General features: G+C 32.4%; 22 protein-coding genes. 17 read left to right on the top strand and 5 right to left on the bottom strand.

The features are described 5' to 3' along the window. Positions 1–47 precede the first annotated feature (47 nt). Positions 48–281, bottom strand: coding sequence for a hypothetical protein (locus tag IW18_RS01645; protein WP_041515817.1), 234 nt, complete (start codon positions 279–281; stop codon positions 48–50). Positions 282–774: 493 nt separating this feature from the next. Between IW18_RS01645 and IW18_RS01640 the strand changes: the two genes are divergently transcribed. After that, the gene (locus IW18_RS01640) at positions 775–1,767 is read left to right on the top strand and encodes a T9SS type A sorting domain-containing protein (protein WP_041515816.1); all 993 of its coding nucleotides are present in this window, start codon (positions 775–777) and stop codon (positions 1,765–1,767) included. A 112-nt stretch (positions 1,768–1,879) separates the two neighbouring features. Here IW18_RS01640 and IW18_RS01635 read toward each other — a convergent pair whose 3' ends face one another. Next, positions 1,880–2,479 (bottom strand): murein L,D-transpeptidase catalytic domain-containing protein, encoded by a 600-nt coding sequence (locus tag IW18_RS01635; RefSeq protein WP_041515815.1) that lies wholly within the window; start codon positions 2,477–2,479, stop codon positions 1,880–1,882. A gap of 188 nt (positions 2,480–2,667) precedes the next feature. Beyond that, complete coding sequence (locus IW18_RS01630; RefSeq protein ID WP_041515814.1) at positions 2,668–3,681, bottom strand: zinc-binding alcohol dehydrogenase family protein; 1,014 nt, start codon at positions 3,679–3,681, stop codon at positions 2,668–2,670. A 217-nt stretch (positions 3,682–3,898) separates the two neighbouring features. On the opposite strand from IW18_RS01630, the gene IW18_RS01625 reads away from it, so the two are divergent. Continuing rightward, positions 3,899–4,237 (top strand): hypothetical protein, encoded by a 339-nt coding sequence (locus IW18_RS01625; RefSeq protein WP_041515813.1) that lies wholly within the window; start codon positions 3,899–3,901, stop codon positions 4,235–4,237. 141 nt (positions 4,238–4,378) lie between these two features. After that, the gene (locus tag IW18_RS22865; RefSeq protein WP_084607895.1) at positions 4,379–5,299 is read left to right on the top strand and encodes a bifunctional helix-turn-helix transcriptional regulator/GNAT family N-acetyltransferase; all 921 of its coding nucleotides are present in this window, start codon (positions 4,379–4,381) and stop codon (positions 5,297–5,299) included. Between the two features lie 56 nt (positions 5,300–5,355). Here IW18_RS22865 and IW18_RS01615 read toward each other — a convergent pair whose 3' ends face one another. Further along, positions 5,356–6,192, bottom strand: a complete 837-nt coding sequence (locus IW18_RS01615; protein WP_041515812.1) for a helix-turn-helix domain-containing protein — start codon at positions 6,190–6,192, stop codon at positions 5,356–5,358. Positions 6,193–6,292: 100 nt separating this feature from the next. Here IW18_RS01615 and IW18_RS01610 point away from each other — a divergent pair, with 100 nt between their 5' ends. The 12 genes from IW18_RS01610 (at position 6,293) to IW18_RS01555 (ending at position 19,211) form a co-directional block, all read left to right on the top strand. Beyond that, positions 6,293–7,222: a ketopantoate reductase family protein gene (locus IW18_RS01610; protein ID WP_041515811.1), complete on the top strand. Its 930-nt coding sequence runs from the start codon at positions 6,293–6,295 to the stop codon at positions 7,220–7,222. Between the two features lie 552 nt (positions 7,223–7,774). Further along, positions 7,775–8,368: a TetR/AcrR family transcriptional regulator gene (locus tag IW18_RS01605; RefSeq protein WP_041515810.1), complete on the top strand. Its 594-nt coding sequence runs from the start codon at positions 7,775–7,777 to the stop codon at positions 8,366–8,368. Positions 8,369–8,612: 244 nt separating this feature from the next. Further along, positions 8,613–9,836 (top strand): efflux RND transporter periplasmic adaptor subunit, encoded by a 1,224-nt coding sequence (locus tag IW18_RS01600; RefSeq protein ID WP_041515809.1) that lies wholly within the window; start codon positions 8,613–8,615, stop codon positions 9,834–9,836. Between the two features lie 11 nt (positions 9,837–9,847). Beyond that, positions 9,848–13,009: an efflux RND transporter permease subunit gene (locus tag IW18_RS01595; RefSeq protein ID WP_041515808.1), complete on the top strand. Its 3,162-nt coding sequence runs from the start codon at positions 9,848–9,850 to the stop codon at positions 13,007–13,009. A 130-nt stretch (positions 13,010–13,139) separates the two neighbouring features. Continuing rightward, positions 13,140–14,558: a TolC family protein gene (locus IW18_RS01590; protein ID WP_041515807.1), complete on the top strand. Its 1,419-nt coding sequence runs from the start codon at positions 13,140–13,142 to the stop codon at positions 14,556–14,558. Between the two features lie 459 nt (positions 14,559–15,017). Next, on the top strand, positions 15,018–15,473 hold the full coding sequence (locus IW18_RS01585) for a hypothetical protein (protein WP_041515806.1): 456 nt from the start codon (positions 15,018–15,020) through the stop codon (positions 15,471–15,473). Between the two features lie 210 nt (positions 15,474–15,683). After that, positions 15,684–16,289, top strand: coding sequence for a Crp/Fnr family transcriptional regulator (locus IW18_RS01580; protein WP_041515805.1), 606 nt, complete (start codon positions 15,684–15,686; stop codon positions 16,287–16,289). A gap of 73 nt (positions 16,290–16,362) precedes the next feature. Further along, positions 16,363–17,094 carry a GNAT family N-acetyltransferase gene (locus IW18_RS01575; RefSeq protein ID WP_041515804.1) on the top strand — a complete coding sequence of 244 codons (732 nt, stop codon included), beginning with the start codon at positions 16,363–16,365 and terminating at the stop codon, positions 17,092–17,094. A gap of 406 nt (positions 17,095–17,500) precedes the next feature. Continuing rightward, entirely contained in the window at positions 17,501–17,881 is a 381-nt protein-coding gene (locus tag IW18_RS01570; RefSeq protein ID WP_041515803.1) for a DoxX family protein, read from the top strand. A gap of 12 nt (positions 17,882–17,893) precedes the next feature. Continuing rightward, positions 17,894–18,103, top strand: a complete 210-nt coding sequence (locus IW18_RS01565; RefSeq protein ID WP_041515802.1) for a hypothetical protein — start codon at positions 17,894–17,896, stop codon at positions 18,101–18,103. 91 nt (positions 18,104–18,194) lie between these two features. After that, the gene (locus IW18_RS01560) at positions 18,195–18,704 is read left to right on the top strand and encodes a DinB family protein (RefSeq protein WP_041515801.1); all 510 of its coding nucleotides are present in this window, start codon (positions 18,195–18,197) and stop codon (positions 18,702–18,704) included. A 39-nt stretch (positions 18,705–18,743) separates the two neighbouring features. Beyond that, complete coding sequence (locus tag IW18_RS01555) at positions 18,744–19,211, top strand: hypothetical protein (RefSeq protein ID WP_041515800.1); 468 nt, start codon at positions 18,744–18,746, stop codon at positions 19,209–19,211. Positions 19,212–19,290: 79 nt separating this feature from the next. Here IW18_RS01555 and IW18_RS01550 read toward each other — a convergent pair whose 3' ends face one another. Beyond that, on the bottom strand, positions 19,291–19,452 hold the full coding sequence (locus tag IW18_RS01550) for a DUF1328 family protein (RefSeq protein ID WP_041515910.1): 162 nt from the start codon (positions 19,450–19,452) through the stop codon (positions 19,291–19,293). Between the two features lie 564 nt (positions 19,453–20,016). On the opposite strand from IW18_RS01550, the gene IW18_RS01545 reads away from it, so the two are divergent. Together IW18_RS01545 and IW18_RS01540 are read left to right on the top strand one after the other, a co-directional pair. Beyond that, positions 20,017–22,287 carry a glycosyltransferase gene (locus IW18_RS01545; RefSeq protein ID WP_041515799.1) on the top strand — a complete coding sequence of 757 codons (2,271 nt, stop codon included), beginning with the start codon at positions 20,017–20,019 and terminating at the stop codon, positions 22,285–22,287. Positions 22,288–22,556: 269 nt separating this feature from the next. Beyond that, positions 22,557–23,315 carry an MlaE family ABC transporter permease gene (locus tag IW18_RS01540; protein ID WP_041515798.1) on the top strand — a complete coding sequence of 253 codons (759 nt, stop codon included), beginning with the start codon at positions 22,557–22,559 and terminating at the stop codon, positions 23,313–23,315. Positions 23,316–23,317: the final 2 nt, after the last annotated feature.

The following is a 23,317-nucleotide window of genomic DNA, read 5'->3' as shown; positions in this document are numbered from 1 at the left end:
TTAGAAAGTCGAGGTTTTCTTTTATAAAATATAATACTTCAAAAATCTTAATCCAAATCCAAATAAGGGTTTAAAACTTCTGCCAATTCATTCAGCCAATAAAAGCTGTTTTGCAAATTGGTAATTTCGTTTTGGATTGTTTCATGTTGTCTCAAAGCTCCTAAAGCAAGAACATAATTTACTTGCCTGATAGATTTCGCCATTTCTTGTGGATCGATTGCGTTGTTGAAAAAATTAATAAGCCTAGTTTCGGCTTCTTTAGAAAGATTGTTTGTATTCATAATCCTAATTTAAGAATAATAACTCTTGTCTTATTGTGTTTTTCATGCATTCAATAGCAATTACAGTCGTTTCCGATACTGTTCACATAATGAAGAGTAAGTTTTACAATAGTTATTTCTGTACGTTTAGGAATAACAAATATAGTAAAAAAGACACATCATCAACAAACTTTTCCTACAAATAAAACATTAACGATTTGTACTGAATTTTATGATCTTCAAAGTATTCTTTCTTAAAGATTATTAACTATTACACACGATTTTTCAGCATCGCTCCCACTTCAATATTGTTATTAGTTCATTCTTTTTTTTAGAAAAAACAAAACCAGATTCTTCCTTTTGTATCAAGATTTATGAAAGAGTATCTACTTGAAGTTTAATTTTTTAAGGCAATTAAGACTGTAAGATATTTTTGTATAAATTTTTAAATTAACATTTTTTTGTAATGTTAAAATTTATAAATTGCACTACTAATAATCCCTAAATCATATTTATGAAAATGAAAATTACTCTATCTACATTCTTCTTACTAGCAATTACACTAGTACAATCCCAAAACATTACAATTCCCGATGCCAAATTCAAAGCTTATTTAGTTGCAAATACTGCCATTAATACCAATGGTGATGCCGAAATAAGCAAAACCGAAGCAGAAGCTTTTACGGGTTACATGGATTGTAGCTCCAAATCAATCGTAAATTTAGCCGGAATTGAATCTTTTATAAACCTTACCGGTTTAAATACAAATTACAACAATTCGACGACATTGGATTTAAGTAGTAATTTAAAATTAACATCCTTGTATTGCGTTGCAAATTATTTAACTGCATTGAATACAGCACCACTTTTAGAGTTAAAAAATCTTGAATGTGGTATAAATAAGATTACTGCATTAAATCTTTCTAAAAATACTAAATTAGAAACATTAAGAACCGGATCGAATTTACTTACAGCATTAGACTTGTCTAAAAACCTGTTACTTTATGATCTTGGTTGCGAAAATAACAAGATTGAGAATATAGATATTAGTTTAAACGTTAAACTAACTTCTATAGATTGTAGATCCAATCTACTTAAATCTTTGAACTTAAATAACGGAAAAACACTTTTCTTTAATTTAATGAAATCTACCGGAAATGCTAATTTAACGTGTATACAAGTTGATAATCTTAATAGTGTTCGAGTTGGAACATGGCAATATGATACTAAAGCAACTTTTAGCACAAATTGTCAATATAATTTAGGTTTAAATGATGTTGTTTTAGATAGCGCAGTTCACGTTTATCCAAATCCAGCAAGTCATGTGGTAACAATTAATTCTCCAAGCCCAATCGATGCAGTAAAAATTTATTCGGTTACGGGTGCTTTAGTAAAAACGATTGCAAATCCTACACAAGTAGAAGTATCTGGTTGGTCTAAAGGATTGTACTTTTTTGTTTTCCAGATAGGAACTCAATACTTAAACAAAGAAATTATTGTAAAATAATTGACTCTTAAAAAAACTTTTTGGGTTTTATAAAACATGCCAACTTTTAACTAAAGTTGGCATGTTTGTTTATAGTCCTTAGACTTTATGATAAAACTGGAAATGCTATTTTTTAATAATAGATATTCATAATTATTTTAGACTTAGAACCGTCAATTATTTTCTCCAGTTTTTTAAAGAAAACGTCACTAACCATTGGACAACCATGACTGTTAGAAATGTAATAATCTTGTTCTCCTTCTGGAACCGCAGAATAAGAGTGTAATACAATTGCTCTTTTTTCGGCATTACTATTTGTATCGTCTAATCCGGATAATTTGTATGATTTACCAAACATTCCTCTATACGATTTACCTACAGAATATCGTCCTAAAGAAGTCGAATTAGAATTGGGTTCATTACTAAACTTTAAGTCTCCTCGAACTTTAGTTTCAGAACCTGAACCGTTTGCAACAAGTCCTTCTTCTAAAATTTTATCGTTAACCAAGTCGTAAATAAAGAATCTGTTTTTACCGGATTTAATTCTCATATCAATAAAAAAGGCAATTTTAGCATTGTATTTACCCTCTTTATTCAGTAATTCTTTTACAGCAGCCAGCTGATTATTAAATCGCTCTATTTCTGGCTTTATTGGTACAACCTCAATTTTATTCTCTTTTGCACTACAAAAAAAACTTACTATAAAAAACAAAGTCAAATTGAAAATTTTCATAAAATAGCTTTTTAAAATCTACGGTGCAAATGTAGCCACACGACAAAACAAAAACAGATCTTAAAAGTCTAAAAAACAACATAATAAGATTTATTTTATAGATAAATCTAACTATCGAAGTCTTATAGAATATTAAAATCTGTTTAAAAAATTATAGGCTAAAGAAGCATCTCAACTTCATACAGTACCTAGAATTTAATTGCAATTTTACCAATTGTAGTTCCTGATTCTAACAATTGATGCGCTTTTTTGAAATTTTCAACAGTCAAACCATTCAATGTAGTTTTTAAGGTAGACTGAATTGTACCGTTTTCTAATAAATCAGATAATTTATTTAAAATATAATGTTGCTCAATCATATCATTTGTTTGAAACATTGATCGCGTAAACATTAATTCCCAATGAAAACTAGCGCTTTTACCTTTTAATTCGCGAAGATTTACATCTTCCTTTGGATCACTAATAGAGCCAATATGTCCTTGCGGTTTAATTAATTCGACAAATGCACTCCAATATTGGTTTACATCAACGAAATCTAAAATAAAATCAACTTGCTGAAAACCTGCATTGCGAACTTCCTCTACTAAATTCTTATGATTTACAACAAAATCTGCACCTTGTTGTTTACACCATTCTATAGATTCGGGGCGAGAAGCTGTAGCGATTACGGTTAATCCCGCAACTTTTTTGGCCAATTGAATGGCTACAGAACCTACTCCGCCAGCTCCACCAATTATTAAAACGGTTTTGCTTTTGTCTTTTTCACGATCGATTCGAATCCTGTCAAATAAAATCTCCCAAGCTGTTAAACCCGTTAATGGCATTACGGCAGATTGCTCTACAGTAAGCGATTTTGGTTTTTTACCCACAATTCGTTCATCGATAACTTGATATTCGGCATTACTTCCTGGTTTGGTAAGATCTCCCGCATAAAAAACTTCGTCACCCACTTTAAATAAACTTACTTTATCTCCAACAGCTTCAACGATTCCTACGGCATCCCAACCAATGATTTTTGGAGTTTCTAAAATAGTGTCTTTTGCACTGTTCTGGCGTATTTTAAAATCGACCGGATTAACCGAAACTGCTTCAATTTTAACTAATAAATCTTGTGATCCCGGAATTGGTTTTGGAATTTCAAACTCAATAAAACTATCTTCCTTCTCTATTGATAATGAGGTTATAAATCCTATTGCTTTCATATATTTTATCTTTTTTATTTAAACTAATATCACAAAGATACACACAATAAACCCAGTCGAAATGGTACAAATTCACTATGCTTTTGTACATCCTTTATCGCTTTATGATTATTATTTTTAACCTTATTCTGTTACAAAAAAAACTTTTAGAGGCAATACGGCTAAAACCCACATTATTATATTTACGAAACCACGCCAAAAATTAAAAACTCCTAAGATGCAAACTACACAAAAAATCAATGAATTATTATCGAAAAATTACAATTCTAATATTAGTATTTTGGGCACACATCAAGCTAGTATTTACACCTCTATTCTAGACACAGATAATGGTACCATATTTATTGCATCAAATTATCATTTATTTTCTTTTAAAGATCAAGATCGTAATTACTGGCTGACAGTTATAAAACCATTTAATGAAAACGGAAAAGAATATCACCCAAAACTAGACGATTTATACACTTCAAATAATGGAATAAAATATAGATTTACAACTAGAGAAATAATTGTTGCAATGGCAATAGAATATTTTGAAAAACATACGAAATCTTAAACGTAAAAAGAATTATAATCTATTTTTTGAACTTTAAAAACAAGAATCTCTGGCTTAAATATTATAAATATATCTTAAAATATTTTAATTCTTTTTGATTATATGTAGTTAACTACGTAAATTTGTTTACAAATTATTTTTATGGTATTAGAAAAATCAAAATCATTAGTATTAGGTAATCTTTTGCAACGATTGAATGAAAACCTAAGGAAAGAAGCTCAGCAATTCTACAAGAGTCAAAATATAGATTTTGAGCCCAAATGGTTTCCGGTTATCTATGTGCTTGCTCAAAAACAAGCTATTAGTATTGTCGAACTATCTCAGGAAATTGGATACTCACATCCTACCACAATTTCATTACTGAAAGAATTAGAAAAAAAGGAATTGATTGGGTCTACCAAAGATGCTAAAGATGAGAGAAAACGTTTAATAACACTAACAGACAAAGCCAACAAAATGATCATTCAATTACAGCCATTATGGTTAATTATGACCGAAGCTTTAGTTGAACTTACCGATACCGAAAATAATTTATTCAAAGCCATAAACGAAGTAAATCAAAATTTAAAATCAAAAAATCTTTTTGACCGAATGACTGCTATTAAAGAAATAAAAGACAATTCTACTGCAACAACAAAAGAAAATTCTATTAAAGTTGACCAAGTAACTGACGAAAAACTAATCGAAATAGCTTTTGCTATCCGCAGACAAGTATTTGTAGAGGAACAAAATGTATCGCAAGAACGTGAATCTATGGACGACAACGAAGCCGTTCATTACCTAGCAACTGTTAATGGCTTACCAGCTGGCGCCGCACGCTACAGAAAAACCGAAAAAGGAGCAAAAATTGAAAGAATTGCTGTTCTTAATACTTATAGAGGCAAACGAATTGGTGAAGCTATTTTACTCAAAATACTAGAGGATTTAAAAGATGAAAGTAAGATTTTCTTATATGCACAAGTTAATGCAAGTCGCTTTTACATCAAAAATGGTTTTAGACAAACTGATAATTATTTTCTAGATGCCGGAATTGAACACGTCGAAATGGATTTTATAAAATAATAATCAATAAAGTATTTCTTAGTAGCCATAAAACAACTAAAAGGTTTGGATTTCTACTAAGAAGTACTCAATGATTTTTTAAACTCTGATGGAGAAACTCCTGTGCTTCGCATGATGAATTTATTAAAGTGGCTACTATCAATAAAACCCAAATCATTACTTATTTCTGAAAAAGTCAAATTGCTTTTACTTAACTTTTCCCTCACTACTTTTAGTTTTGTTTGCTCGATATAATCTCTTAAAGTAATGTTCAAATGGTTTTTAAAATATTCACCAATGTAGTGGATAGAAACGTTAAAATGATTGGCTATTTCTTTCTTCTTCAATAAATGCGGATTGGCAATATTTGACCTAATGTAACTTAAAATAGTATCAATCTTTAAAACCTCTATAGTTTGAAATTCTAAACTACTTTCGTTTGTAGTTGCGTTTCTTCTTATTATTTGAATCAAAGACATCATCAAACTTTTGATTATAATTTCGTTTTGTCCTTTTTGTTTCGCAACTTCTTCCAATATTTTTAAAATTAAAACTTCACAAAAATCTTTATCTTCTTCGAGGAAAATCAAATTTCCATTGGTTTGATTGTGGTAGTAAAATAACTTCTCTATTTCTTCAATTTCCTTTTTATTCGAAAAGAAATTAGGCAGAAACCTTAAGCAGTGAAATTTGGTAGGTTCAAGAGTTTTAAAAGAGTGATAATCCTTTGGCGTAAGCAAATAAATATCATGCTCTTTGTAATGATGATGAATTGAGTTTAAGATATGATTTCCCGTTCCGTATTCGATATATAATAGTTCGAAAAAATTATGTCTATGCACTTCCTTTTTCCAGGTAAGTTCTTCGACCGAATAAATTTCGAAATCTTTGTATATAAAAAACGTGTCTTTCATAATCCTTAATTTTTACAAATATAACCGATATTTTTACATCAATTAATGATCCTGAACCTATTTACTTTGTACCAAGATTTAAAACCCAAAATACTACAATATGAACTCAGATACATTAAAAATAGGAATTCTTGGAATTGGTGGAATTGGCGGATTTGTTGGTGCTCCCCTAGCCAAAAAATATAAAGATAGCAGCACTAAAATTATATTCATATGCAGAGGCGAAACCAAAAAAGTGATTCAAAATGAAGGTTTATTATTTGAATCTAAAGGTATAAGCGAAACTATATTTCCCGATTTAGTATCAGATAATCCAGCAGAAATTGGAATTCTCGACGTATTGATTCTTACCTCAAAATCTTATTCAATAAACAACATATTAGCAACTTACAAAGATTGTGTAAACGAAAAAACGATTATAATAACGTTGCAAAATGTAGTTAATGCCAAAGAAATAATCAGAGAAACTTTACCCGAAGTTGGTCAGATTATGGAAGGTTGTATTTATGTAGCCTCGAATGTAAAGAAACCAGGACATGTTCAACATCTTGGCGGGCCTGGAAAAATTTTCATTGGAGGAAAAGAAAACAAAGCTTTAATCCCTTTATTAGTTGAAGGAGGTTTAGATATTACTTATGTTGCTAGTATCAGCGAAATCTTATGGAAGAAATATTTGTTTGTTGCTCCCGTTGCTGCCATAACATCTGCTTATAAAGTTACTTTTGGTCAACTTCTTGAAGATCAAAATCTCATGCAAATTTTAGGAAATATGATGATTGAGATTCAGTCACTTGGCGCTAAAAACAACATCATTTTGACGAATGAAGATATTGAAACTTCTAAAGATTTATTGACTAAATTTCCGTTTGAATCTAAATCATCCCTTCAATTGGATTTTGAAAACCACAATCAAACCGAGAAACAATTTTTAGTGGATTATGTGATTGAAAATGCTGTTAAATTCGGAATTGAAACTCCTTATTATAATGGTGTGAATGAGAAAATTAATACTCTGTATCTGGCTTCCTAATGTAACTTTATATTAAACTGGACTAAAGTCCAGCCCTACAACATTTATTATTCCTTCGGAATTCAGTTTATTTTGTGATTATGCTTTAAATTTAGTTTCAAGATGAACAAAGAGCTATAGGCTCTAATTATATTATAGGGCTGGATTTTAATCCAGCATAATTTTGCGCAACCAATGATATTCCATTTTTAATTGGATTAAAATCCAGCTCTACAATATGGAATTATTCTTTGGAATTTTATCGCTTTATTAAACCAAAATCTCATAAAAAAGATATTTTCTCGCCTAGCCCCGATCGAAACGGCATCCTTTTATGGTGGGTTTCACCATAAAAGATATAGTGTAGAGCGGGAAAAATGGTTTTGAAATACAAAAAACCATCAGCTCCTTAAAAAATTAAACTTAAAAAATTCCTTATAATTATGGCCTTTCGGCGGTTTTTAATACTTGTCTATACAACAATAAGAAAATATTATGACAAAAATATTTCATTATTAGAAAAACCGCCATACATTTGCCTAACGGTGTTAAACAATTTAATACTTAATCAAAATGGCAAGTAAAGATCGTATTTTAAGACAAAAAGAAGAGACAAGAAATAATATTCTTGGCGCTGCTTATGATATCGTAAAAGAAGACGGCTGGAATGGTTTAAGTATGCGTAAAATTGCTGACAGAATAGAATACACGGCTCCTATTATTTATGAATATTTCTCTAATAAAGAGGCTATTTTAAGTGAACTAACCGGTAAAGGCTTTATTAAATTAAGTAAAGAGCTTGAAAAAGCAAGATCAAAATTTGAAAAACCTGAAGATCAATTAGAAGCTATGTGGATGGCATATTGGGATTTTGCATTTACGGATACCGAAATGTATCAGGTAATGTTTGGTGTACAAATGACGTGTTGTTCTGAACGATGTTCTGCTGCCGAAGCACCTTACAAGTTGTTTACGTCTGTAATTGCTGAAATAATGAAAAACAGTAATCCAACCGAAGATATAATCAAACAAAAGTACTTTACTTTCTTTTCTGTTATTCATGGCTTAATTGCAATTAATATCATTAATAAAAGTGATATAATGGCAACCATAAATGCTCAAATCTTAAAAGATGCAATTAGTGGTATTATAAAATCAATACAATAAAAAAAATTTCATTTTTACTTAACAGTGATAAATGATTTAATAGAGTAATTTAGCAACTATTTTTTTACTACTTTACTTAACAGTGTTAGAAAATTTAATAGAGTAATAGAGAGGCTTTTTTTCTGAAGTTACTTAACAGTGATAAATAATTTAATCCCTATTCTTAAATAGATCGGGAAGTCACTTTTATTGGAATTTTGCACAATTATACTTAACAACGTTAGATAATTTAATATAATTAAATATGAATACCCAGAATATCCGAATACCACAAAATTTAAACAATAAGAATGTCCAACAAATTAAAACCAATACGAAAATGAAAAATGTAATTATAACCAGTTTTATTCTGGCACTTGTGTTAAGCAGTTGTGCAGATAAGTCGCAGGCTCCAGCAGCTCCTGCTCCCCCATTATTACCTGTTTTAGCAATCTCAAGCGAAAATACTACTACTGATGCAGAATATCCTGCTTCGATACAAGGAACGGTTGATGTTGAAATTCGCCCACAAGTAAGCGGAAACCTTGAAAGAGTTTTTGTAGACGAAGGTGCATATGTAAGCAAAGGTCAAACTTTATTTAAAATAAACGAACGTCCTTTTCGTGAGCAATTAAACAATGCTTTAGCTAATCTTCATGCTGCCGAAGCTGCTTTAATTAACGCTCAGTTAGAAGTTGATAAATTGACTCCACTTGTACAAAACAAAGTAGTTTCTGATTATCAATTAAAAACAGCTAAAGCTTCTCAAAAAATTGCCGCTGCAAACATCGAACAAGCAAAAGCAATGGTAGGATCTGCCAAAATTAATTTAGGATATACTACAGTAACTGCTCCTGTTAGCGGTTACATTGGAAGATTACCTAAAAAACAAGGAAGTTTAGTATCTGCAACTGATGTTGAACCTTTAACAAACTTATCTGACGTTCATGAAGTGTATGCTTATTTCTCTTTAGGTGAAACGGATTTCATCAACTTTAAAGCGCAATATGCTGGAAACAGTTTAGGTGATAAACTAAAAAAACTACCTCCGGTAACTTTGATTTTAGCAGATAACAATGCTTATGCTCAAACCGGAAAAATCGATATGGTAGACGGTCAATTTGATAAAACAACTGGTGCAATTACTTTAAGAGCCACTTTCCCTAATACTGGCGGAACTTTACGTTCAGGAAATACTGGAAAAATTCGTTTAGGTCTTCAACATGATGATGCTGTTTTAGTACCACAATCGGCTACAGTAGAAATGCAGGATAAAGTTTTTGTTTTTACAGTAAACAAAGAAAACAAAGTTGCTAAAATGCCTATTACAGTTATTGGCAAAAGTGGTACAAACTACTTAATCAAAGACGGTGTAAAATCTGGTGACCAAATTGTATTAAGCGGTATCGATAAACTTCAGGAAGGACAAGTAATTCAGCCTGAAAAATCAACTCCTTCAAAAGTTGCCCAAATAATTAACAAAAAATAATTTTTACGAAAATGTTCAAAATATTTATACAAAGACCAGTACTCGCTACCGTTATCTCCATTTTATTGGTGATCTTGGGTATACTTGGACTTACAAAATTACCCTTACAACAGTTTCCTGATATTGCGCCACCATCGGTTTTGGTAACGGCAGTTTATCCGGGAGCTAACGCAGAAACGGTTTTACGTTCTGTGGCACCTTCTCTGGAAGAATCAATAAATGGTGTTGAGAACATGACGTACATGAGTTCTACAGCCAGTAATGACGGATCTCTTGCTATTACAGTTTTCTTTAAATTAGGAACTAATGCAGATCAGGCTGCGGTTAACGTACAAAACAGAGTTGCGCAGGCAACAAGTCAGTTACCTGCAGAGGTTGTGCAACAAGGTGTAACCACTGCGAAACAACAAAACAGTTTTATCATGGCCATTGGTATGTTTACCGAAGATGAGTCAAAATACGATCAGACTTTTGTTGCCAATTATGCACAAATTAATATTATTCCGGAGATTAAACGTATTCCAGGAGTTGGTTCTGCCAGTATTTTTGGAGGTGTAAAAGATTACTCTATGCGTGTTTGGTTGAATCCAACACAAATGTCGACTTACAAAGTGACTCCAAACGAAATCATGGGCGCGATTCAGGATAAAAGTTTGGAAGCTGCTCCGGGTAAATTTGGAGAAAGAAGTAAAGAAGTTTTCGAATATGTAATTAAATATAAAGGAAAACTAACCAAACCAGAAGAATATGAAAATATCGCGATTCGTTCTAATGCAGATGGTTCGGTTCTTCGTTTAAAAGATGTTGCCAGAGTCGAACTTGGTGCTTACTCTTATAACAGTTTAACACGTTTAAATGGTAAAAAAGGAGTTGTAATTGGTATTATCCAGTTAGCAGGTTCTAACTCAAATGATATTCAGGTTGCGATTAACAAATTGATGGAAAAAGCCTCTAAGGACTTTCCAAAAGGAATAAAACATAACATTTTCTATAGTACAAAAGTTGCCTTAGATCAATCTATAGAGCAGGTTCAGCATACTTTACTTGAAGCATTTATATTAGTATTCATCGTAGTATTTATATTCCTTCAGGATTTTAGATCAACATTAATCCCGGCTATTGCTGTACCTGTAGCAATTTTAGGAACGTTCTTCTTCATGCAGTTATTCGGATTTTCGATCAACCTTCTTACGCTTTTCGCATTAATTCTGGCGATTGGTATTGTGGTCGATGATGCCATTGTGGTCGTCGAAGCCGTGCATGCTAAAATGGAGCACAAACATTTGTCTCCAAAAATAGCAACTCATGAAGCAATGCACGAAATAACGGGTGCTATTATCTCGATTACGTTGGTAATGGCTGCTGTATTCCTGCCGGTTGGTTTTATGGAAGGCTCAACAGGAGTTTTCTATCGTCAGTTTGCCTTTACAATGGCAATTGCAATTGTAATTTCGGCAGTAAACGCTTTAACTTTAAGCCCTGCACTTGCTGCTTTATTCTTAAAAGACAATCACGGAGCACACGGTGATGCACCTTATGAGAAAAAAGGATTTAAAGAGAAATTCTTTAACGGATTCAATAAAAGTTTTGATTCCCTTACCAACCGTTATGTTGGAGGTTTGAAATTCTTAATCCGTAGAAAATGGTTAAGTTTAGGAGGTTTAGCTTTAATTACTGTAGCAACTATAGTAATGGTTAAAACAACTCCGGCAGGATTTATCCCAACAGAAGATCAAGGATTTATTGCCATTGCAGTAAATACTCCTTCTGGAACATCATTAGACGGAACTCAAAAAGTAATGACTGAGGCCGAAAATACATTAAGAGGTTTAGATGCATCTCGATTTGTAACAGCGATTTCAGGATTCAACTTATTGACGAATTCTACAAGCCCATCTTCGGCAGTTGTTTTCGTATTGCTTAAACCAAATGAAGATCGTGGAGATGTTAAAAATATTGACGAAATCATGAATCAGGTTCGTGGTAAACTTGGAGCTATTTCTGGCGGAAGTTTCTTCGTATTTAGTTTCCCAACCGTTCCCGGATTTAGTAACGTTGAGGCTTTAGATTTAGTACTTCAGGATAAAACCGGAGGAAAACTGGATAAGTTTAGTGGAATTTCACAAAACTTCATCGGAGAGTTGATGAAACGTCCGGAAATTGCAGTAGCGTTTACTTCCTTCAAAGCCGATTATCCTCAATTGCAATTGGATATTAATGATGAAAAAGCAGATCAATTAGGCGTAAAAGTAAAAGACATTTTACAAACCATGCAAACCTACTTTGGTAGTGCGCAAGCTTCTGACTTTAATAGATTTGGTAAATATTACAGAGTTGTAGTTCAAGCCGATATCGACGATAGAGCTGATCCATCATCAATTGACAGAGTATTTGTAAAAAACAAAACGGGCGATATGGTACCCATAAATACTTTAGTAAAACTTACTCGCATTTATGGTTCAGAAACGGCTTCGAGATACAATTTGTTTAATTCAATTTCGATCAATGCAATTCCTAAACCAGGATTTAGTTCCGGAGATGCCATTAAAGCAATTCAGGAAGTTGCAGCACAACAATTACCTGCGGGTTATGGTTTTGAGTTTTCAGGACAAACTCGTGAAGAGATTTCTTCTGGAGGTCAGTCAGCAACGATTTTCTTACTGTGTTTGATATTCATCTATTTCTTACTTGCTGCACAGTATGAAAGTTACATATTGCCATTGGCTGTAATCTTATCAATTCCTGCAGGTATTTTTGGAGTATTTGTTGCCATTGGATTAACTGGAATCGAAAACAACATTTATGTACAAGTTGCACTGGTAATGCTTATTGGTTTACTCGCCAAGAACGCCATCTTGATCGTCGAGTTTGCCGTCCAGAAACGAAAATCAGGTCAGGCATTAGTAAGAGCGTCAATCGATGCTGCAAAACTACGTCTAAGACCAATTATCATGACATCATTAGCATTTGTTGTGGGATTAATCCCGATGATGAGCGCAAAAGGTCCATCAGCACAAGGTAACCACTCTATTAGTATTGGTGCCGCCGGAGGTATGATATCAGGAGTAGTACTTGGATTGTTTATCATCCCGGTTCTGTTTATCATCTTCCAACATTTACAAGAAAAGGTTTCTGGAAAACCAGTTGCCGTAATTCATAACGAAGAAAAATAAAAATGGAAAATTATATAACGACAATCCTCGTAGCCATTATAATTGGCGTTGGATACATATCCTATAAAATCTCAAGAGATCTTGATAACAGAAAAGATACTTGTACAGAAATTTAATGACAACATATAAAATGAAAAATTATATAACCAAAATCGTGATGATCGCCATTTTGATCACGACTATAATATCCTGTAAAGTTTCGAAGGATATTGAAACTCCAAAAGATGCATTTCCTGAAAATTTCAGGAATGCATCGGTTTCAAAAGATACAACGAGTATTGCTGATCTGGAGTGGAAAAATTTCTTTACAGAAAAAGATATTATTCAGCTTATCGATAGCGCTGTAACCCGAAATAATGATTTACAGATTGCTACTAAAAATATTGAAATTGCACAGTACAAATTCACACAATCCAAATGGGGAAATGTTCCTCAGCTAAATTTAAATGTAAGTGCAAGTACGAGCAATCCATCTGATAATAGTTTTACCGGAAAAAATTTAGGTCAGGCTTTAGGTCAAAACCATATTGACGATTATTCTGCCGGAGCAACACTTTCGTGGGAAGCCGATATTTGGGGTAAAATCAAAAATCAGAAAAAAGGAGCTTTTGCAGGTTACCTTCAATCAGAAGAAGTAAAAAAAGCGTTGCAAACTACTATTGTAGCCAATGTTTCTAAAGGTTATTACAATCTTTTAATGTTGGATGCACAATTAGAAATTGCTAAACAGAATTACAAATTAAATGATAGTACAACCAACATCATTAAATTAAAATACGATGCAGGTCAGGTAACATCATTAGCAATTCAACAATCTGAAGCACAAAAATTAGTTTCGGCACAATTAATTCCACAATTAGAACAAAACATTGCCATTCAGGAAAATGCTTTAAGTGTTCTAACAGGATCATTCCCGAATTCTAAAACAAGAACCACACGTTTAAGTGCTCTTGAAGTTAAAAACAATAATGCAATCGGAATCCCGTCTTCATTAGTAAGCCGCAGACCAGACGTAAAAAGTGCCGAATTAGCGCTTAAAGTAGCCAACGCAAATGTTGGAATCACAAAAGCAGACTTATATCCTGCACTTAAAATTACTGCTCAAGGCGGAGTAAACTCTTTCGAAACCAGTAATTGGTTCAACATTCCGGCTTCATTATTCGGAACCGTTGCCGGAGGTTTAACACAACCTTTATTGAACAACAAAAAGGTAAGAACTCAATATAATATTGCAGTTGCCGAAAGAGAAAAAGCTGTTTTAAGTTTCAGACAATCAGTTTTGGTTGCGGTTAGCGAAGTATCTGATGCTTTGGTAAAAGTGGAGAAATTGCAACAGCAAGAATCTTTCCTTAAGGAAAGAGTAAAAACCTTGCAACAAGCCATCAAAAATGCCAATTTGTTATTCAAAAATGGTATGGCTGAATACTTAGAAGTACTATCTGCGCAAGCAAATTTATTGCAAAGCGAGCTGGAACTTGCCAACATAAAAAGAGAGCAACTTACTGCCAATACCGAGTTATATCGTGCGTTGGGCGGTGGTTGGAGATAATACCCGTTAATTATTTTTTTTTGAGAAGAAAACGCTGTGAAACATTTAGTTTCATGGCGTTTTTTTATGTTGTTGAGATATGGCACGCGGATGACGCGGATTCGCTTCGCGAAAGCACGGATTTACACAGGTTTTATTTTACTCACAATGGATCTTGTCGTATTCTTATCATCCTGACGGAGGAAGGATCACACAAGAAATGCCACAAACTAAATCGACAATCTTTATAGAGTTCCGTGTGTGATCCTTCCTCCGTCAGGATGACAAAAAACAGGAAAAAAAATCCGTTTTAAATCCGTGTTTTTGCGAAGCGAATCCGTGTCATCCGTGTACCATTTACCCGCCAATCCCCATATTTCAGATTATTTTTTTATTTTTGATTAAATTACTTTAAGAACGAAAAATATCATTTTTATAAATTAAAAAATAAAATAATCCTTAATAATTAAATCAAACCCAATGAAGAAAATTGCATGCATTGCGCTTTTAGCTTTAGTTTTTACAAATTGCAAACAAAACAATTCGAATGAAGATTTAAAACCTGTAACAAAACCAGTAAATACAAGTGCTGTTGTAAAAGAAGAAAAAAAAGAAGCAGTAAAAGAAGATTGCAAAGATGTATTGGTTGAAATGGGAGACGGAAGAGAATGTATCTTAGAGAACACCGACTTAGATAAAGTCTATCAAAATATAATTAAAAATAAAGAAGTAGAAGAATCAGATTATTTTTTAAAGACAATTCCAAACGAGAATAAATCTGTCGAAATAAATAAAAACGGATTAATCTCAATTGATTATGAAATCACAAAAGATAAAGTCGCCATTACTATGAATTATGAAGGCGGCGTGACCGAAGTAACGCTAGAAAAAATAAAAGATACGGTTAAAAGAAGTATATATCATTATGCTGACTAAACTCCATAAATAAATCTCCAATCTTTGTCGAGCTACTAGTGGAGATCCTTCCTCCATCAGGATGACAAATAATGCGAGTGCAAGATTGCGAGAAAAAACAATAAAAATCCGTTTTTAATCCGCGCTTTCGCGATAGCGAATCCGCGTTATCCGCGTGCCGTCATTCCGCATTATTTCTTTACTTTTGATAGTACATAATTATTCCTTACAATGACACTTAATCAAGATAAATACGGTGAAGATTTAAAACTGAAATTCGTAAGCTACGCTCCTATTTCTCCAGCATCCTGGCAATTAATCGAAAATATCATTGAAGTACAATCTATTAAAAAAGGAGAAATACTTTTACAAAACGGGCAAATTGCAAAAGAAATCCACTTTATAGTTCAAGGTGCCATGAGAGCTTTTATAACGGATGCGCCAGGAAATATTTACAACAAAAACATTTTTCTAGATGGTGATTTTGCAGGTTCAACAGTTTCTTTGATTCAACAAACACCTTCAGACTTTTCTATAGAAGCACTCGAAGATTCCATTCTGATAAACATAAATTATAAAAAATACAGAGAACTCATTTTTCAAAACGATGACTTAAAAAACTTCTATATTGCATATCTGGAAAGAAATTGGGTAATTGAAAAAGAACAAAGAGAAATCTCGATCGTAATGGAAAATGCAACCGAAAGATATCTTGATCTTCTATCAAAACATCCGGATATTTCAGAACGAATTCCGTTACTGCATATTGCATCGCATTTAGGAATTACACCTACACAGTTAAGTCGCATTAGAAAAACTTTAGAAAAAGATTTATAAATCAACATATGTAAAGGTTTCCCGTAAAGGCTATAATTACCTTTGTTTTATATTCTGCATAAATAATATCAAAATGAAAAATATAGACCTCCTAGAAGAAAATATTAATAACCTTACCCAATTATGGAAAACCGTTGGAATTCCTTTTCTATCCTACCATAAAAACGACACTTTCGAGTATTGCAAAATCGAAAATTCTGGTTGGCCAAATAAATTGTGGCTTCGAAAAGACATCACCAAAAATGATCTTTCGGATATTAAAAAAGCAATGCAAACCAATTCTAGTTTGGTTTTACCATACTGGGATATCTACAAAACAAAATCTTATGAAATCTTAGATGCTTATGGTTTTACGGTAAAAACCGAACAAGTTGCAATGGCGATGAAACTAGATCAGAAGTTTACAATGCAAAATAATCTTTGTTTTAAAAGAGTTTCGAACGAACAAGATGCCAAAATTTGGTCGGACTTGTATCCAAATGCTTTTGGTTATCTTATTAGTAAAGAAATCCTGATTCACAATCATAATGATGTTCAGTTCTATTTAGTTTCTTTAGAAGAAAAGCCAATTGGAACTTTCATGCTTTTTCAAACTCAAAACAATATCGGAATTCATGGTGTTGGCGTAATCCCTGAAATGCGCAGAAAAGGCTTTGCCGAAGAAATCATGAAATTTGCACTTAACCTTTCTATTGATTTAAAAGCAGATTATGCTTTATTGCAAGCATCCGCAATGGGAAAAGACATTTATACCAAATTAGGTTTTGAGGATTTGTTTGTTATTAAGAATTATGTTATTGCTTAGTGGTTTGCTGTTATTGGCACACGGATGACGCGGATTCGCTATCGCGAAAGCGCGGATTTAAAACGGATTTTTTTTATTTACTCACAATAGCTATTCGCAATCTTGTCATCCTGAGCGAAGTCGAAGGACACGTAAGAAGCTCGCTAAAGATTGGTGATCTTGATTGCAGAGTTACTTGTGTGTCCTTCGACTTCGCTCAGGAAGACAAACTGTGCGGTAAACTCCATTAAAAAATCTAAAATCTATTTTCTTTATTATTTCCTCTTTCCTTCTTCAAAAAAAATCTAAAATCTCCCACTTTGTCCCATATGCCCCTAAAATAGTCTTAAATACATATTTACTCAGAAAAATAAGATTCGTAAGTTTGTAATACATTAACTAATAACCATTTAAAAAAAACAAACTTATGAAGAAAGCAAAAATTATTTTCTGGATTACTACAATTATTATTTTCTTATTCGAAGGAGTTATGCCTGCCCTAACTTCACAATCTGAAATGGCAAAAGAAGGAATTCGACATCTGGGATATCCGCAGTATTTTATGAATGCATTAGTTGTTTTTAAAATATTAGGAGTGCTTGCTTTAATAATTCCACAAGTATCACATCGCATTAAAGAATGGGCTTATGCCGGCTTTTTATTCGATTTTATATTTGCTTCCATTAGTCATTTCGCAGTCGATGGTGTTGGGTTTGAAGCTTTCTTTCCTTTAATATTTATTGTGATTCTGGGGCTTTCTTATATTTATTATCATAAAATAGAACGATACAAAAATATCGCTTTGTAACACTTCAAACTGATGATAGAAGTCTTTAAAACAAATGTTCAGGAAGTCGAGCAATCTATTTTTATAGTTGGAAAACTTCTTGAACATTTTCCAAACAGTGCCATTAATTTTGATCTCGAAGATTGTGATAAAATTTTGCGCGTTCACGGATCATCTATCTCAAACCAAAAAATAATAGAACTTCTCGATTCTTACGGATATTACTGCGAAGTACTTTTGTAAATATTTCACATTAATAATAAATATCAAAATACTTCCAACCTAATAATTCATTATAACTTTAAGTATACTTTAAATCTTCAAAATCATTACAATGAAAACAGCAGTTAAAGAAAATATTGAGGAAACATTTAAAAAATTAAATGAAACCATTTCTTCTTTTTCAGAAGAAGAATTTAATATTATACCATACAAAGACAGTTGGACTGGAGGACAAACTACTCAACACATTATTCTCGCGAGTTCCGGATTTCCCGAATTATTTGCCGGAAACACACAAAAAACAATTCGCAAATATGATGAGCATGTAAAAGAATTGGAAGAACTGTTTTTAAACTTCGACATTAAAATGAATGCGCCTGATTTTCTAAAACCTGCAATAACCAACTACAACAAAGATTCATTAAATTTGGCTTTGGCAAAAATAGAATCTGATTTACTTAAAGCAGCAGAAACGCAAGATTTAACCTTGACTTGTCTAGATTTTGAGGTTCCGGGTTTTGAGAAGTTTACAATATATGAATGGATTAATTTTGCACTCGTTCATACGCAAAGACATACACATCAATTAAATTCAATTTTTAGAAGGCTCACTCAGGTTTAAATTTCTACCTTTCAAAACCAAAATCAGTAAACCATTTATATGAAATCAAAAAGCGGAGCCATTTTCTTGTCCGGATTAATTGCGGGAACATTAGATATCCTTGCAGCAATACTTATCTATGCTGTTATACTCAATAAAACAAGCGCCATTAAAATTCTACAATCTATTGCAAGCGGCGTTTTTCATAAAGAGGCTTACACAGGCGGATCGCAAATGGCTTTGTATGGTTTGTTATTACACTACTTGATAGCCTTTGTTTTTGCGTGGTTTTATTTTGCAGTCTATCCGTATTTCTCATTCTTAAAAAAGAATGTTTATCGATCTGGAATTATTTACGGCGTCTTTACTTGGATTGTTATGAATTTGGTCGTTTTACCAGTTGTATTTCCTGTTTTACCAGCCAAAAATTTCGATTTCCCTTTAGTGTTATCAATACTTATTTTAATTTTTTGCATTGGAATTCCAATTGCATTAATCAACAAAAAACATCAATTATTGCGCAAATAATTTAAGTTGAAGCAAAACTCGAAACAAAAAAAGCGAAACTATATTAGTTTCGCTTTTTTTGTTTCATTAAAACTCACTGCTACACTTTTGTTCTTCCGCTTATTAGTGAAATAATAAATAATACAATAAATATGAAGAATAAAACTTTAGCAATACTAGCAGCTCCGGCGGCAATTCCACCAAAACCAAAAATTCCGGCTATAATCGCGAGAATTACAAAAATAACGGTCCATCGTAACATAATCTTGATTTTTAAGTTCATAATAAAGATCAATTAAGATCTATTTTAATTGTTACTCAAAGTTGATTATTTTCTACGCATCACATTAACTCTTAACAATAATTTATTAACTCAATTAATTCTAAATCAAAATATTAGTGTAATTTTAGAATCCCTCTTTTTAATTACAAAATTCCCATATGAATGCTTTTGAGTTAATTTTTTGATTGATTGGATTAAAGCTCCCTTCATTCTCAAAGTAATTTTAGATAAAAATTCAGACACATGGAATCAACCATAACTGAAAGTATTTTTAGCAACAAATTTGGCACTGAGTTAAGACTGTTAAAAGTACTTATTTACGCATAGTTGATTATTTATCCTTTAGCATAAAAATGCAAAAAAGGATCCTAAAACGATCTGAATTATATGAACGTCATGGTTATCTAAAATATGTTGCTTTCTATCGAGAAATGCCTTTTTTGACAGCCTTTTATATATTTATTACGGTGCTACTAACAATAAAATTGCGGTGGCTTGACTGAATTTCAAACGACTTATTAATCGATTTAAAGTAAAAACCCCATGAAGACGATATCAAATAAATCAAAAATAGTTTTTCTATCTACATTTCCGCCAACACAATGTGGCATAGCTACGTATACGCAAGACACCATTAAAGGAATTACAGATGTTTTTGGCAAATCAGTCAGTTGCCAAATTTGTGAATTAGTTGATAGTCCAAAAGAAAAACCTACGCAAGCCTTTACCTTAAATACAAAAGATAAAAAAGAATACGCCAAAGTTGCCGAAGCAATCAACAAAGATAAATCGGTAAAATTGGTTCATATACAGCACGAGTTTGGTTTATTTGGTGGAAATTATGGCGATTATCTATTAGATTTTTTAAACGTAATCAAGAAGCCTTTAACCTATACTTTTCACAGCGTTATTCCAAATCCAAATAACGAATTGAGGACTTTTGTAAAATTACTTTTGAGTTACAGCAACTCCGTTTTTGTAATGACAAATCAATCCAAAGAAATTCTAATTAATGATTACGGAATCGAAAAAGAAATTATTACTTGTGTACCACACGGAACTCATATTGTAATTTATGAAACTCCAGATCAGGCAAAATTAAAATTTGATATTCAAGACAGGAAAGTACTTTCGACTTTTGGACTTCTGGGCGAAGGAAAAAACATTGAAACCGGTTTACAAGCACTTCCAAAAATCATCAAAAAAGAACCTAATGTTTTATATTTAATTATCGGAAAAACACATCCAAATTTAATTATTGATGGCGTTGATGCTTATCGTGATAAATTGGAAGCTTTGGTCGAAGATTTAGACTTAAAAGACAATGTTCGTTTTATCAATCAATATTTAGATACAAATGAACTTTTGGATTACTTAAAAGCAACCGATGTTTATTTGTTTACCTCAAAAGATCCTAATCAGGCAGTAAGCGGCACTTTTTCTTATGCTATGAGTTGCGCTTGCCCGATAGTCGCATCAAAAATTCCGCATACACTAGAAGTATTAACCCCAGATTCTGGAATTTTAGTTGATATTGGAAATGTAGATCAATTTGCAAAAGCCACTATTAAACTCCTTTCTGATGATAATTTAAGACGAGAAATGGGAATTAATGCGTTTAGAAAAACTAGAGCTTCATCTTGGGAAAACGTAGCCATTACACATATGGATACTTATAAAAAACTAATTGAAAATCCGGCAGAAATAAAATACACATATCCATCTATTCAATTAGGGCATATTAAAAGAATGACAACAGATTTGGGAATTATTCAATTTAGCAAAATTTCAATCCCGGACTTAGAATCAGGATACACACTAGATGATAATGCACGTGCATTAATTGCAATTTGTATGCATTATAAACTTACTCAGGACAAAGAAGATTTAGCTTATATCTTAATTTATTTAGACTTTATCATTCGTTGCCAACAGCCCAAAGGAGATTTTATCAATTATGTCGATCAGGAAAATCGCGAACACATTGAACAAAATGCCGAAGTTAACCTCGAAGATTCTAATGCAAGAGCAATCTGGGCTTTAGGAACTGTAATTTCGATTGGCGATATTCTTCCTGAAGCTATATCTAAAAAAGCATCGCAATGTTTATTAAATTCATTAAAATGGGCCGAAACTATTCAGTCGCCACGTTCAATAGGTTTTGCTACAAAAGGCTTATATCTTTATCATACAGCCGTTCCTAATTTGTACGTTTCAGCAATTATCAATAAACTAAATGCTAAATTGCTTTCTAATTATGAAATCCATGCTACAAAAGATTGGAAATGGTTTGAAAACTACATGACATACGGAAATGGTATTTTACCGGAATCTATGCTTTTTGCTTTTTTAACCACCAATAAACCTATTTACAAAAAAGTAGCTTTAGATTCACTTGACTTTTTAATGTCGAAAATGTTTAACGATAAAAACTTTAAAGTAATTTCTAATAATGGATGGTTACATAAAGGCTCTGAACCTCAGGAATACGGAGAACAACCTATTGATGTTGCCTACACTATTCATACCTTAAATTCATTTTATAATGCTTTTGGTACTCCAGAATACAAGCAAAAAATGAAAATAGCCTTTAACTGGTTTTTAGGAAAAAATCATCTTGGACAAATAATGTACAATCCAATAAGCGGAGGCGGTTATGACGGACTCGAAAAAGAAAACGTAAATCTAAACCAAGGTGCTGAATCTACTGTATGTTATTTAAATGCGAGATTATTAATGGAGAACCTTAAATTATCTGAAATTAAAGTTATCCCACTTATGAAAACTAAATCCGGAATCGCAATTAATTCATAATTGACTAATATTATATTCCTAACTAAATATACTATTGACCCTAAAAATCCCTTTTCGAAGGGATTTTTTGTTTTTTAACATTTTCGCACTAACGCTACTTTATTTTAATTATTGTGTTTCATTATGTTAATTATATAAACTTCGTAAAAAGTTGTGTAAGATTTTTTCCTTACTTCTAAAGTAATTTTAATCTATAATAATTAAGAGTTTATAACCATCTAAACTGTTGGTTTTCATTCAGCAGGTTTAACGACTAAAACATTAGTATTTTGATACTCACTTTAAAAAATACATTCACCGAAATAGGCAACGTAACTTTGTTTGCTAAGCAGTTTTTTAAGGAAGTTTTTGTTCCTCCTTATGAAACAAAAGAGCTTTTGAAACAATGTTATATTATTGGGTACAAATCCCTGCCTTTAGTAGCAATAACCGGTTTTATAATGGGATTGGTTCTTACGCTACAATCAAGACCAACTTTGGTAAAATTTGGTGCAGAATCTTGGTTACCCGGAATGGTGGCACTTTCTTTAATTAGAGAAATTGCACCTGTAATTACAGCCCTAATTTGTGCCGGAAAAATTTCATCTGGAATTGGTGCCGAATTAGGTTCAATGAAAGTTACAGAACAAATTGATGCCATGGAAGTTTCGGCAATAAACCCATATAATTATTTAGTAGTTACCCGAATTTTGGCTTGTACTTTAATGGTGCCACTACTAGTCTTTTTTGCAGATGCTGTAGGTATTCTTGGTGGTTATGTTGGTATTAACATTCATGGTGATGTTAACTTCTACAGATATCTAACCCAAATTTTTCAGTCGTTAGAATTTTTAGATTTAATTCCGGCCACTATTAAAACCTTCTTTTTTGGCTTCTTTATTGGAATGATTGGGTGCTACAAAGGTTTTAATGCCTCAAATGGAACAGAAAGTGTTGGTAAAGCTGCAAATTCTGCAGTAGTAACGGCTTCGCTAACCATTTTTATACTTGATATGGTCGCAGTTCAAATAACCGATTTATTCTTCTAAAA

Source organism: Flavobacterium hibernum, assembly GCF_000832125.1.
Lineage (GTDB): Bacteria > Bacteroidota > Bacteroidia > Flavobacteriales > Flavobacteriaceae > Flavobacterium > Flavobacterium hibernum.
Note: the sequence above shows the minus strand (reverse complement) of the source record. Positions and strands in the feature narration are given on the sequence as shown.